Below are 12,288 nucleotides of genomic sequence, written 5' to 3'. Positions count from 1 at the left end.
CCGCCGGACTCAACGTGATAGAAAGGCCCACCCCATCCGGGGTGGGCCTTTCTTTTTGCCCGTGGAAAGGGACGCCACGATGGTCGTTCACCGGTCGGTGCCGAAGACTCTCGGGTTGGTTCTGGGCGCGTTGACGCTGCTCGGGGCGTCCGTGTTCATGCTCGTCGACGGGATTCCCCGGCTGCCGGCGGTCGGAGCTCTCCTTCAGGTCGGGCTCGGGGCCGTCGGTGTGCTGTTCTTCGGGTTCGGGGCGTTCCGGACGGGACAGCAGCTGCTGCACCGTGGGCCGGTCGTGGAGATCGGTCCGGACGGGGTTCGGGACGTGCGGTTGTCTACACAGGTCATCCCCTGGACGGCGGTTCTGCGGGTGCGTGAGGTGAAGGTGCAACGGCAGCGGTTCGTGGCGCTGGACCTGGACGAGGAGTTCGAGCGGGAGTTCCTGTCCGGCGGGACGGCCATGCTCCAACGGATCAACCAGGGCGCCGGCTTCTCCGGGGTGCATCTGAGTGCCACGGGACTGCGGTGCAACGCCGACGACCTGTACGCGGCCGTGCTGCGCTACTGGAGCTGAGCCTTCCGGCGTGGGGACGGGCACGAGTTGGCCGGTCGCGGCTTGTCCGAGAACGATCCTGGTGTGGGCGGGTGCGGCGTAGCCGTACGAGAAATGGGTTTTGAAAAGAGGCCGGGCCCTCCGCTGGAGAAAGCGGAAGGCCCGGTTTTTGCTCTTTCAGGACGGGAGGTTCAGGGCGCGCCAGTCGACGAACTTGAAGTTGGTGCTGGTGCGGTCGTCGTTGGGGGTGTTCTCGCCGTCGTGGAGGATCAGGAGGCCCTTCGGGTAGCCGGGCAGGGAGACGGCCGTGACAGCGGCTCCGTCGGAGTGCTGGACGCCGTCGGTGCGCTTTCCGTCGACGACCGAGAAGATCGTGACCGGCTTGTTGGTGCGGCGGTCGTAGACGAAGAAGCGGCTGTCGCCCTGGCTGGAAACGATCAGGTAGCCGTCCCGCTTGCCCGTCGGGTAGATGGTCGCGCCCTCGACGTCGGCGGTGATACGGCCGCCGAAGCCGGTCCGGTAGTCGACGGTGCACTCCTCCGACTCGGGGTCGTAGGTGGCCGGCTCGCCGAACTCGCGGACCCGCTCGACCATCCGCGGGATGCTGCTGAACGTGCCGCCGGCCAGGTTGATGCGCCAGAGGGCGACGTCCTCCTGGGCGGCGTAGAGCACGCCCGCCGCGGCATCAACGACCATGCCCTCGACCTGCGGGTCCTCACCCGGTTCAAGGCACGGGGTCCAGCTGGTGCCGTCGGGCAGGCGGAACTCGCGCGGGAGGTCGAGGGTGTCGGTGGTGCGGTAGGTGACCTTGCCGTTGCGTTCCTCGAGGCGGAAGATGCCGAGGCGGGTGCTGTGCCGGCGGCTCACCACGGCGTACCGGTCGTAGACGGCGACGCCGTAGCCGGTCGCCTGCTCCTCCACCTCGGCCTGGTCCCTGGAGAACAGCAGCGGGGCGTCGGCCGACGTGATGTCGGTCAGGCCGCTCGCCTCGATCCGGTAGATGCGGAGCTTGTCGAGGCCGCGGTCGGTGACGACGGCGACGTCGACCTTCCTCTTGCCGAAGGTGAAGCCGGTCAGGATGTCCACATTGTTGAAGCGGCCGCCCTCGGGCGTGGCGATCGACTGGACCTCACGGCCCTTCAGGTCGTAGACACGCAGGCCGCCGTTCTTGGCGGTGCCGATGACCAGGCTGCGCGAACGGTCGGCCGAGTTGATCCAGATCGCGGGGTCGTCCGCGTCCGCGATGCCGCCCGCCTCGTCGTCGAAGAGCGCCGGCGTCTCGACGGTGGCGGTGATCTCCCGGAGCGGGCGATCGGCCGCGGCCGCGGGGGCACCCGCGGCGAGGGTGGTGAGGGCGACGAGAGCGGCGAGGCCGGTGGTCCGTTGCATGATTCACGACGATCCCCGATCGACCTGACCATGGGGTGGCTAGATGCTGAACACCCGCGAGTCCGTTATCCATCCGTGATGTTGGATCCCGAACCGGGCCGCTGGACGGCGCATCGCACCATGTGACCGACCGAGATCACAGAAGAGGTTGAAATACGATGCGACGCACGATCCTGGCTCTCGCTGTGGCGACTCTCGTCACCGGATGCGCCAACGCCCCGCAGACGGTGGCCGGCGAGGCCGCACCGGCCGGTGTGGCTTCCCCGTCCCCTTCGCCCGCGGCCTCCTCTGCCAAGCCGGTCTCTTCTCCCTCCCCTTCGTCGTCCCCCTCGACGACGACGAATAGCCCCGCCCTCGTCTTCGGCCCTGTCGGGGTCGGCAAGCTGAAGATCGGGATGAGCGTCGAGGACGCGGTGGCCATCGGGGAGCTCAAGTCGTCCGACGTGCCTGAGGAGGGCTGCGGCTACTCCGCGGTAAGGGTGGCGAAACCCAAGGTCGTCAAGGTCACCTACGAGATGGACCGCGGGATCACCGCCATCCCGGCGTGGGGCCGGATCGCCACCCCGGAGGGCATCCGCATCGGCAGCACCCTGGCGCAGGTGAAGGCGGCCTACCCCGACTTCGAGTGGCGTAACGTCGAGGAACTCCCCGAGGAGGTGTTCGAGGCCGACGGCAGCGGAGACGCCTACGCCGGGCGGAACGACAAGTACAAGAATGTCCACTACCGGTTCCGGTTCAGCAAGGGCAAGATCACCGACCTGGACCTCGAGCACGACGAACCGGCCTGCTACGAGTGAGGGAACCGCAGTGTGCGGAGCACTTCATCGGTACGGTCCGGGGCTCCGCCGCTCTGCCGGATCTGTAGATACAACCCGGGTTTGCCGCCGGCCCGGGTGAGGAGCACCTCGTCGTACGAGATCGCGCCCGGACAGTCGATCCAGCGCTGGATCCGCCCGGTGAAGCCGACCACGTCGATCGTGCGGTCACTCGCCCGATCGCACCCCGGATGCAGCGGAACCTTTGCCGCGTTCCCCGGCACCAGCCACTTGCTCCGCCCGGCGAACAGCCCCGGTGACGTCTCCGAACTCAGGTCGGCGCCCACCTGGAGGCCCTCCTCGGAACCGGCCGGCATCCCCACGGCCGCAGTGTTCCAACCGGAATCCCGCAGCTGGCGGCCCCACTCGGCGGGCACCGCGATCGACAGCGTGTCGGAATCGTCGGCGACCCGGACCCAGCCCTGCGGCGTGGGGTTCGGGAAGGTGGCGCCACCGAGGAAGACCAGCAACGCCAGCGCCACCATCATGCCCACACTGTGCCGCAGGAACCGCAGCACCCGGCTCGGGGCGGCCGCCGCCGAGGCGTCCAGGGCCTTCGCGAACGCGGCCGTCGACGGCCAGCGGCGATCCCGGTCCGCGTCCAGCGCCCGCATCACCACCCGGTCCACCTCGCGGGAGATACCGGTACGCAACTTCGACGGGGCGGCCCGGCCCACCTGCGGGGGCCGGCCGGTCAACATCTGATAGGTCATCGCGCCGATGGCGTGCACATCGGCGCGCACATCCAGACCGCCGCCCGGCAGATGCTGCTCGGGCGCCATGTAGCCGGGAGTGCCCGCCACCACCGTGAACCCGGAGGCGTGCGCGATCTCCTTGGCCAGACCCAGGTCGGCCACGAGCACCCGCTCGCTGCCGCGGACCGTGTCGAAGAGAACGTTCGACGGCTTCAGGTCGCGGTGCAGGACCCCGGAGTCGTGCAGGACGCTCACCGCGTGGGCGATGTCGCTGGCGGTGCGCAGGGCCTTCCGGACCGGCATCGGGCCCCGCTCCAGCCGGTCCTGGAGGGTGCCGCCAGCCGCGTACGTCATCACCTGGTACGGGCGGCCGTCCGGCAGCTCACCGAAGTCGTGGACCCGGACCAGCCGCTCCGAATCGGCCCGGCGCAGCACCTGCGCCTCCTGCTCGAACCGGGCCCGTACATCCGGGTGATGAGCCCAGTTCTCCGCGAGGATCTTGATCGCCACCTGGGACTCCAGGACGTCGTCCTCGGCGAGCCACACGGTGGCGAACGCCCCGGAACCGAGGCGCTCGGTGATCCGGTAACGGCCGATCATGGTAGGTGCTTGCACGCTCGTATTATCAACGTTGTTAAATCAGCGGACGGGGGCGGCGTGCGGGACGAACAACAGGAAGAACTGGCTCGGCGGGCGGCTGCGGGAGACCGGAACGCGCTCGAGATGCTGCTGGCCGCCATCCAGCCCAGCGTGCTGCGCCGGTGCTCACGCTTCCTGCCCTGCTACCAGGACGCCGAAGAGGCCTGCCAGGACGTGCTCATGCAGGTGGCCCGGAACATCGGCGGATTCGAGGGCCGGTCGAAATTCAGCACCTGGCTGCACGTGATCATCGCCAACGGGTCGCGGCAGACGTACCGGACCCTCAAGCGGCGGGCCTCCGAGCAGGGGTACGGCGAGATGCCCATCGACGTCGCCGACGCCCGGACCACCAGCGTGATCGCCGGATCGCGGCTCGACCTGCTCGACGCCCTCGAACGGCTCGAGTCGACCCGGGCCGAACTCGTGGCGCCGATGGTGCTGCGGGACATCTGCCAGCTCGACTACAAGGAGATCGCCACCCACCTGGGCATTCCGGAGGGCACCGTGAAGTCGCGGATCCACCAGGCGCGGGGACAGGTGCGGGAGTATCTGCTGGCCGGCCTCTGAGACCAAGGGGCGCGGCGGGTGCGACCGGCTGCCCGGGATACGGTCAGCCGGTCGCCGGATGGTCAGCCCTCGACGACGGTGATGGTCAGAGGACCGCCGGGCGGGGCAGGGTAGGACGAGTTGGGGAACCCGAACCCGGACGAGTTGCCCGCGGCGTCAGTGACCCGGAAGCCGATCACATACTCACCCGGAACCGCGTAAGCCGAGACGGACATGTTCACCCAGCCGTCCGGGTTTTCCGAGTAGCCGCCGCCGTGGCCGCCGACCGAGTGACCGTTCGAGTCGTAGAGCGTCGCCCAACCGCCGGTGACCGGTGCGCCGGAGGTGTTGTCGACCTGAACCTCGAAGCCGATGCCCCAGGCGTTCTGAAGTTCTGACACCTTCCAGACCTTTTTGGGCGCCCGGACCGCCAGCACCGCCGGCGGCGTGTCGTCGGGCTTCGGCGCGACGACCAGGTCGAGCGCTGGCGCACGGTAGACCGTGCCGTAGAACGACATGTTGCCGCTCTCGTCGGTAAGCGCGATGCCGGTGATCTCGCATCCGGCGCTGCCCGCCGGAATCGTGAGACCGACCGATACCGTGCCGTCTTCGTGGAACTCCGGTTCAGAACCGCCGGTCCAGCACATGCGGGCGGTCTCGACGTCGACGTCGACGATCGGGCCACCCCAGCTCTGTGCCCGGAAGCGCAGTTCGGCCGTCGCGGCCGCTCGCCAGTTGTCGACGAACTCCGGGGTGACCTGGAAGTCGCCGGCTTCGATCGTTTGGTTACGGCTGACGTAGACCGTGGGTGCGGTCACATCACGGTTGACGGTGACATTGCCGGCCTCGTCGACCAGACGGACGCGGCTGACCGTCCAAGCGCCGGACGGAGTGCCCGCGGCGATCGGCACCGTCACCGTGCAGTTGGCCCATCGGGCGGGCAGGGACACCCAACTGTTCTCGCCGCAGTACGCCGACCAGTCGTTCTCCTTGCGGACTTCGAACGGGGTGCTGATTTCGCGCCCGCCCGGGCCCGCGAGGACGAGAGTGCCACGCTTGAAGCCGAGGCCCACGTCTTCGATGTTGACGTCGTAGTCCAGCGTCAGGCCGTTGCCATCGTGGTAAACCCGGTCGCCACCGTTCAGGGAGACGGTGCTGACAGTCGGCCCCTCCTTGTCGGCAAGGTGGGTCACCGTGAACTGCGCGCCCAAGGTTGCCAGTTCCTCGGCGTTGAGCTTGACCGTGTGGCCCCGCCCATCCTGCGCGGTCGCCTTCGTGACCCGCCACTCGGCGGTGTCGGTCGTCGCGTACTGCGGGATGTACATCTCGTAGCGATAAGACGAGTTCTGTGCGGTGCTGTCCCAGTCGGCGAAGATGTCGGCGTCACCGGACCGGAGCGCGAAGTCGAGCGTCCGGACCGGTCCGAAGGCCGCGCCCTGCCGGAACTCGCGCAACTCCACCACGCCGGTGACCGCGATCGCTCGCTGGTCGGTGTTGGTGACCCGCCAGGTCAGCGCGACCGACTGCGGATCTGCGGTGGCGTCGACGGCCGTACTGGAGAACGCCAGGTCGGTGATGGCCATGCGCGGTGCGGCCTGTGCCGGCGCGGCGGCCCCGACTGATATTGCAAGCGACGCCACCGCGACCACAAGGGCGCGGGAACGCATACGTATCAAGGATTCCTCCCGTGGAATGTGATACCCGACGATGCGAGTGGGCAGGAGTGTATCGATTATGGCCAACGCGTTACGACCGGCCCGCATCCGTTGAGGGCGCGTCGATGGCGCTACCTATCACCGATCCGAACCGGCTCGCACACCGGAACATCCACCGATGTGAGTGCCGCGGAAGATTCCTCCACGAGCATCAGCACGCTGCTTGACCAGCGCGGATGGCATCCTCTGCACCGCAGCCCGCAGGTATCACAACGTCCTCTTCGCTTTAACGACGTGACGGAACCGTAGCGTTGCGGCTACGATCCTCGATGTCTGATGTCGATCTTCGGGGCGGGGGCTCGTGCGCATCGTCTCTACCGGCCTGCCGGCCGCTTTGCTGACCGGCGCCTGGATGGCGCCACCCCTGGTGGCCCGCCGACAGCCGAGTTCGCGGCTCCCTCACCAGTGCGATCAGCGGCCGACCGGCTCGGCAACGTCCACCTATGCAATCATCCGCACCTGGTACCACGCCTAGGCCCATGAGGGGATTCCGAGTGTCACGTTCCGTATGGCTGACCCGAGCCGGGCTGGCGTTGGTCGTCGCGGGCGCCGTCGGCGTCGTGGCGACGCCAGCGCAGGCCGCCAGTACCGGGGTCGTCTCCGTCTATGACGGCACCAAGGTCAGATACAAGGCCGGCGGCGGCCACCAGAACCGGGTGCTCCTCAGTCGGTCCGGCAACACGATCACCGTCGACGACCGGGTCGCAGTGAAGGCCGGCGCGGGATGCAAGGCGGTCAAGGGTGACAGGACCAAGGTGCGTTGTACGACGAAGATCGCGCCGACTCGGGTGCGGGTCAATACATACGACCGCAACGACACGATCGTCAACAACACCGGCCTGTCCATGACGGCCGACGGGGGCACCGGCAGCGACAAGATCACCGGCGGTCCGCGCGGCGACATCCTGTACGCCGACCTCGGCGGAGATCAGATCTGGGGCCTCGGCGGCAACGATCGCATCTACGGATCGTCGCAGAACGACAAGCTGTACGGCGGTGACGGCGCCGACACCGTCGAGGACGGGCACGGCCGGGACCTTGTCCGCGGCGGGAACGGCGACGACACCCTCTACGGACACGGCGGCAAGGATGTGTACTACGGAGACGCCGGCAACGACCGGATCACGATGCTCGAGTACACGGACGTTGCGGACACCGACCGGATCTTCGGCGGGGCAGGCTCCGACACCGTGATGTACAGCTACAACGCCGCGGTCAACAGGACGCCGACGCGGTCGCGGACGACGGGCGCAAGGGCGAGGGCGACAACATCGCCACTGACGTCGAGAACCTCATCGGCGGCGACGGCAACGACCGGATCGTCGGCAACGCCGGGGCGAACATCCTGGAAGGCCTCGGCGGCAACGACGTCATCTACGGTCTCGGCGGCGATGACGTGTTCTACGGTGGCCCGGGCACCGACAAGATGTACGGCGGCTCCGGCGACGACTGGTTGACCGGCGAGGACTGGGCCAACAACCGGACCGCGGACCTGCTCGACGGTGGCGCCAACGGCAGCAGCGGTGACTCCTGCCTGCGGTGGACCAACGACCGGACGGTGGGCTGCGAGTACGTGACCGCCGGCAGTTGAACGACCGATGGGCGGGCCGGTGACCACTGACCGGCCCGCCCATTCAGGCCCCAACCCCGTCGCTGATGTCCGTTGCCAATGAAGTTTGCCCGCGTCATCGGATCAGGTTCCGGGCCGGGTACTTGCCATCGAATTCTGTCCGCCAGAGAAGCGGCGCGGACTTCATACCGTACTTCTAGTGACATAGAGTAACGATGGGTTGCCTAGCGGAGTCCGGACATGGACTTTCGGGCTGCCAACCGGCTCGACGGCGGCAGCAACGGACCTGCCGGTGATGCCTACCGCCCAGACTCCGGCGACAAGAAGGTCGGCTGCGAGCGGCGCGCCACACTCTGACGACCCAGCACGGTCGCTCAACCCCGTGCGGCCGTGTCGACCTCAACTTGCAGGTACCGAGGATGTCGGCCTGGCTTCGGCCGGGAGAAGGTGCCTCTGGCGCCGTTCGAGCGGTCCAATGGTGTTCCACCTGCGGCCACGACGGACGGGGCGGGGTCGGCGCTTGAGGAGAAGCTTCCCCTGTGTGCGGCTGCTCCGACGTCGCTCCGTGGCCGCGTCTGCCGCAGCTCCCGGTTTGCCGGACCAGGGCGCTGCCATGGCCTCCATGCCCGTCCGAGGTGCCCACGTTTAGGCCCTGGATCTGCATAAACACGCCTGCGGGGGTATCCCGGTGGGCTCCAAGGTCATGCCCCGGTACTCTGTCTGCTACGGGCTGCTAGCTCAATGGCAGAGCTGTGGACTTTTAACCCACAGGAACGTCTTGATTGGCCTCTGTGATAGGTGCCCTGAGCTGCGAAAACCCTGGTTCCGGACGTCGACAGTAGACCCAGCTCGCTCCTGGGTAGATCGTGTGTCGCGCGAATGTCGATCATTCCATTTCTGGACTGTCGAGATGGCGGGCCTCGATGTCGGCGCGAGCCATCCGGCCACCGCCTGGACCCGGCGCAGCGCCGGTGCCGGGTCGAAAGTTCGGTTGGGGTCGTTACCGTAGTAGCTGTCCTCGACGGCGTCGAGGTCGACGACTGAATCGACAGCGAGCAGCACATAGCGACCCATGGGCCGACTCGTCGAGGACACTGGCGGGCAGGGCGGGAGCCAGCCGTGACGGCATCAGTGGAGCTGGAGACGTACACGAAATGGGCCGCCCGGGGCGAGGCGGCTTCGCGGCGGCCCCCGGCTCTTGGGTCCAGCCCGGCGGGAGATCTCGGTCGCGGCGTCGAGCAGATACGGCATGGAGACTTCCAGTTGGTGCTGGCTCGGCCCACGGTGCTCGTCACCCAACACTCGTGATGCACCGCTAACACCTGCTCGTTCAACCTTCGCGCGGTTGCGGTGGTGCCGGCTGTAGTGTGGCGCTTCTACTTTTGTAGAAGGAGCGGGGAATGACGCGGACGGCAGTGGTGGTGGGGGCCGGCATCGGCGGACTGAGCGCCGCGATCGGCCTGCGCCGCGAGGGCTGGGACGTGACGGTGCTCGAGCGGGTCGCGGCCTTCGGGCCGGTCGGAGCGGGCCTGGTGCTGCAGGCGAACGGCTTGCGCTGCCTCGACGCCCTCGGCCTTGGCGAGGCCGTGCGGATGCGGGGCCTGGCCGACGCCTCCGCTGGCACTCGCCGGCCGGACGGCCGGTGGCTGGCCCGCGTCCCGGCGGGCGATCTGGAACGGTTGCTCAAGACGTCCGCGGTCGGCATCCACCGCGCCGCCCTGCACGAGATCCTGCTCGGCGCGCTGCCGGCGGGCACGGTGGTGACCGGCGCGCAGGTCACCGCTGTCACCCGGGACGGCCTGGTCGATTACGATGGCCCGGCCGGACCGGTCCGGATCGCGGCCGACCTTGTGGTCGGCGCGGACGGCATACACAGCACGGTGCGCCGGCTGATGTGGCCGGCCGCCGACCCTGTGCACGTCGGCGTGCGGGTCTGGCGTGGGGTGACGCCGCCCTGGGACGGCGACCTCGCCGTCGCGTTCACCTGGGACCGGGGCGCCGAGTTCGGCATCGTGCCGCTGGTGGACGGCCGCGTCTACTGGTTCGCCGCCGTGAACGCCGTTCCCGGCGGGCCGGCCGGCGACGACAAGGCCCTGGTGCTGGACAGGTTCGGCGCCTGGCACGAGCCGATACCTGCCCTCGTCGCGGCCACCGGCACCGTGCTGCGCGACGACCTGGCCTGCCTCGACGAGCCGCTGCCGACGTACGTCCGCGGCCGCGTCGCGCTCCTGGGCGACGCCGCGCACGCGATGACGCCGAACCTCGGCCAGGGCGCCAACCAGGCTTTGGAGGACGCCGTCGTGCTGGCCGGCGTCGCCAGCCGGCCGGACGGGCTCGCCGCCTACGACGCCCAGCGCCGCCCCCGTAGTCAGCAGGTGGCGAAGGCGTCGCGGATGATGGGCCGCTTCGGCCAGCAACTCGAGAACCCGATCGCGGTGGCCGCCCGCAACACGGTGATGCGCCTGACGCCGCCGCGGATGGCGCTGCGCTCCATGGCCCGCTACGCCGATTGGCACCCACCGGCGCAGACTGAGTCGGTTGAGCGCTGACGAGGGGCCGGTCGGCGAGAGCGTGGCCCTCGGGGCGGGGAGTAGGTCGCGCCGGTAGGCCAGCCAGGCGCTCTCTTGTCTCGGTACATCGCGCAGGACGTCCCGGTCCGGGCCTATGTGGTGGAACATCTCGGTGCCCCGGACGGGGTGCTGATCATCGACGACACCCAGATGGTCAAGAAGGGTGACAAGTCCGTCGGGGTCGCCCCGCAGCACTGCGGCGCCACCAACCAGATCGAGAACTGCCAGGTCGCGGTCATGCTCACCTACGCCGGACCGGCCGGGCACGCGTTCATCGGTCACCGCCTCTACCTGCCGAAACGCTGGACCGACGACCCGGCCCGCTGCCGCGAGGCCCGCATCCCGGCAGGTGTCGGGTTCGCCACCAAACTCGACCAGGCGATCGAGCTGCTGAGCGAGGCCGTCGACGCGGGCGTGCCGTTCGGGTGGATCACCATGGACGGCGGTTACGGCCAGTATCCGCAGGTCCGCAACTGGATGGCCGAACGAGGTCTGCCCTATGTGGTGGCCGTGTCGGCGGCCCTGCCACTGGCCCAGATCAGCGTGCCGGTCGGCACCGACCCGGTCACCCGCGCCGACCAGGTCCTGTCCCGGATCCCCGCCGGTGACTGGGAACGTCGCTCGTGCGGGCAGGGCGGTAAGGGCGAACGGTTCTACGACTGGGCGATGATCCGACTCGGCGGCAACCTGCAGGCCGCCGACGAGACACCCGCGCCCGGGTTCACCCACACCCTGCTCGTGCGCCGCTCGATCGCTGACCCCGGCGATGTCACGTTCTTCCTGGCCCACGCCCCGGACCCGACACCACCGGCCACCCTCATCACCATCAGCGGAACCCGGTGGAAGATCGAGGAGAACAACGAGCAGGGCAAGGACCTCATCGGCCTCGACCAGCACCAGGTGAGGACCTGGACCGCCTGGCACCACATGATCACCGTCTGCATGTTCGCCCACGCGTTCCTCGCGGTCCAGCACGCAGACCTGACCACGGCAGCCGTCACCGCCACCGATGATCCGGCAGCGGGCCCGGGAAACGACCACCACCGGCAAGAACGGCAGGACCCGACTGGCTGAGCCCGGACCTGCTCACCCACGCTACCGTCGCCGACGTGCGCAACCTGCTCGCCCAGACCGTGCTGCACGCCCGCCACGACCACCGCCACATCCTGAACTGGACCGCCTGGCGACTCAAACACAAGATCCGTGCCCGGATCAGCCACTACCTACGCCGCGGTGACTCACTCCCCCAATCCCTGCGTAAATGGGCAAAACGCCTGGAGATCATCCAGATCTAGAAGATCCGCAGCTGTAGTACAGGAGCGACTCATGCAACGCTGAGACCGGCCGACCCGTTGATTCTCCGTCAGAATCAGTCTCCATCAAGCGCCACCCCGGCCCGTCGGGTGCAACATCCCAATCCACTCCGGCATCGACAATTTCGACCATGGCGACCATGGCGACCATTGCGTCATACGCGGCAGCTCGTCCGGCCAGCATCACGTCATGCGGGTCGGCGCCAGATGCCAGCAACTTCCGGACGGGCTCGTTGTGCGGAAGCGAGTCCGGATTGGCTCTGGTCGTCAGTAGCGGGCTCTGGCGCGAACTCCGTGACTGATCTTGAACGATGAGTCGTTGTCCGGCTGTGTGATGCCGTCGAGCAGCTTCTTCCTCATCTGGTCGGCATCGAGATCGAAGAGGTGCACGCCGACGCTGAACTGGTCCTCGTAGCCACCGTGCGTCGGGACGAAGGAGAGTGTCCCGCCTGCTCGAAGTCGTCGTCGCGAGTCCATTCGCGGTAT

General features: G+C 68.3%; 12 protein-coding genes. 8 read left to right on the top strand and 4 right to left on the bottom strand.

The annotated features are described in order from the left end of the window. Positions 1–79: 79 nt before the first annotated feature. Positions 80–571 carry an STM3941 family protein gene (locus IEZ13_RS42150; protein WP_183225998.1) on the top strand — a complete coding sequence of 164 codons (492 nt, stop codon included), beginning with the start codon at positions 80–82 and terminating at the stop codon, positions 569–571. Positions 572–727: 156 nt separating this feature from the next. Here IEZ13_RS42150 and IEZ13_RS42145 read toward each other — a convergent pair whose 3' ends face one another. Continuing rightward, positions 728–1,939 carry a phytase gene (locus tag IEZ13_RS42145; RefSeq protein ID WP_183225997.1) on the bottom strand — a complete coding sequence of 404 codons (1,212 nt, stop codon included), beginning with the start codon at positions 1,937–1,939 and terminating at the stop codon, positions 728–730. Positions 1,940–2,097: 158 nt separating this feature from the next. Here IEZ13_RS42145 and IEZ13_RS42140 point away from each other — a divergent pair, with 158 nt between their 5' ends. Next, positions 2,098–2,736 (top strand): hypothetical protein, encoded by a 639-nt coding sequence (locus tag IEZ13_RS42140; protein ID WP_183225996.1) that lies wholly within the window; start codon positions 2,098–2,100, stop codon positions 2,734–2,736. On the opposite strand, the gene IEZ13_RS42135 is transcribed toward IEZ13_RS42140, so the two are convergent. Next, a complete protein-coding gene (locus IEZ13_RS42135) occupies positions 2,727–4,064 on the bottom strand; it encodes a serine/threonine-protein kinase (protein WP_203834035.1) in 1,338 nt (445 codons plus the stop codon). The two genes, IEZ13_RS42140 and IEZ13_RS42135, sit on opposite strands and share 10 nt — an antisense overlap. Positions 4,065–4,106: 42 nt before the next feature. Between IEZ13_RS42135 and IEZ13_RS42130 the strand changes: the two genes are divergently transcribed. Next, positions 4,107–4,655, top strand: coding sequence for an RNA polymerase sigma factor (locus tag IEZ13_RS42130; RefSeq protein WP_183225995.1), 549 nt, complete (start codon positions 4,107–4,109; stop codon positions 4,653–4,655). A gap of 62 nt (positions 4,656–4,717) precedes the next feature. On the opposite strand, the gene IEZ13_RS42125 is transcribed toward IEZ13_RS42130, so the two are convergent. After that, positions 4,718–6,217 carry a hypothetical protein gene (locus tag IEZ13_RS42125; protein WP_183225994.1) on the bottom strand — a complete coding sequence of 500 codons (1,500 nt, stop codon included), beginning with the start codon at positions 6,215–6,217 and terminating at the stop codon, positions 4,718–4,720. A 665-nt stretch (positions 6,218–6,882) separates the two neighbouring features. On the opposite strand from IEZ13_RS42125, the gene IEZ13_RS42120 reads away from it, so the two are divergent. The 5 genes from IEZ13_RS42120 to IEZ13_RS42100 all read left to right on the top strand — a co-directional run bounded on the left by IEZ13_RS42120 (position 6,883) and on the right by IEZ13_RS42100 (position 11,784). Then, a complete protein-coding gene (locus tag IEZ13_RS42120) occupies positions 6,883–7,806 on the top strand; it encodes a calcium-binding protein (protein WP_183225993.1) in 924 nt (307 codons plus the stop codon). After that, positions 7,692–7,940: a calcium-binding protein gene (locus IEZ13_RS42115; protein WP_372441919.1), complete on the top strand. Its 249-nt coding sequence runs from the start codon at positions 7,692–7,694 to the stop codon at positions 7,938–7,940. Before IEZ13_RS42120 ends, IEZ13_RS42115 begins: the two co-directional genes overlap by 115 nt. A gap of 1,379 nt (positions 7,941–9,319) precedes the next feature. Further along, on the top strand, positions 9,320–10,468 hold the full coding sequence (locus tag IEZ13_RS42110) for an FAD-dependent monooxygenase (RefSeq protein ID WP_183225991.1): 1,149 nt from the start codon (positions 9,320–9,322) through the stop codon (positions 10,466–10,468). Between the two features lie 75 nt (positions 10,469–10,543). Next, positions 10,544–11,563 carry an IS701 family transposase gene (locus IEZ13_RS42105; RefSeq protein WP_183225990.1) on the top strand — a complete coding sequence of 340 codons (1,020 nt, stop codon included), beginning with the start codon at positions 10,544–10,546 and terminating at the stop codon, positions 11,561–11,563. A gap of 35 nt (positions 11,564–11,598) precedes the next feature. Beyond that, entirely contained in the window at positions 11,599–11,784 is a 186-nt protein-coding gene (locus tag IEZ13_RS42100) for a hypothetical protein (protein ID WP_183225989.1), read from the top strand. A 285-nt stretch (positions 11,785–12,069) separates the two neighbouring features. Here IEZ13_RS42100 and IEZ13_RS42095 read toward each other — a convergent pair whose 3' ends face one another. Next, a complete protein-coding gene (locus IEZ13_RS42095; RefSeq protein WP_183226016.1) occupies positions 12,070–12,279 on the bottom strand; it encodes a hypothetical protein in 210 nt (69 codons plus the stop codon). Between the last annotated feature and the right edge of the window lie 9 nt (positions 12,280–12,288).

This window comes from Actinoplanes campanulatus, assembly GCF_014647795.1.
GTDB classification, from domain to species: Bacteria; Actinomycetota; Actinomycetes; order Mycobacteriales; family Micromonosporaceae; genus Actinoplanes; species Actinoplanes campanulatus.
The sequence above is the reverse complement of the archived record's forward strand: the minus strand, read 5'-3'. Positions and strand labels throughout refer to the sequence as shown.

Coding starts and splice junctions, on each gene's coding strand:
- IEZ13_RS42150 (WP_183225998.1), top strand. CDS start 80: ATGGTCGTTCACCGGTCGGTGCCGAAGACTCTCGGGTTGGTTCTGGGC.
- IEZ13_RS42145 (WP_183225997.1), bottom strand. CDS start 1,939: ATGCAACGGACCACCGGCCTCGCCGCTCTCGTCGCCCTCACCACCCTC.
- IEZ13_RS42140 (WP_183225996.1), top strand. CDS start 2,098: ATGCGACGCACGATCCTGGCTCTCGCTGTGGCGACTCTCGTCACCGGA.
- IEZ13_RS42125 (WP_183225994.1), bottom strand. CDS start 6,217: ATGGCCATCACCGACCTGGCGTTCTCCAGTACGGCCGTCGACGCCACC.
- IEZ13_RS42110 (WP_183225991.1), top strand. CDS start 9,320: ATGACGCGGACGGCAGTGGTGGTGGGGGCCGGCATCGGCGGACTGAGC.
- IEZ13_RS42095 (WP_183226016.1), bottom strand. CDS start 12,279: ATGGACTCGCGACGACGACTTCGAGCAGGCGGGACACTCTCCTTCGTC.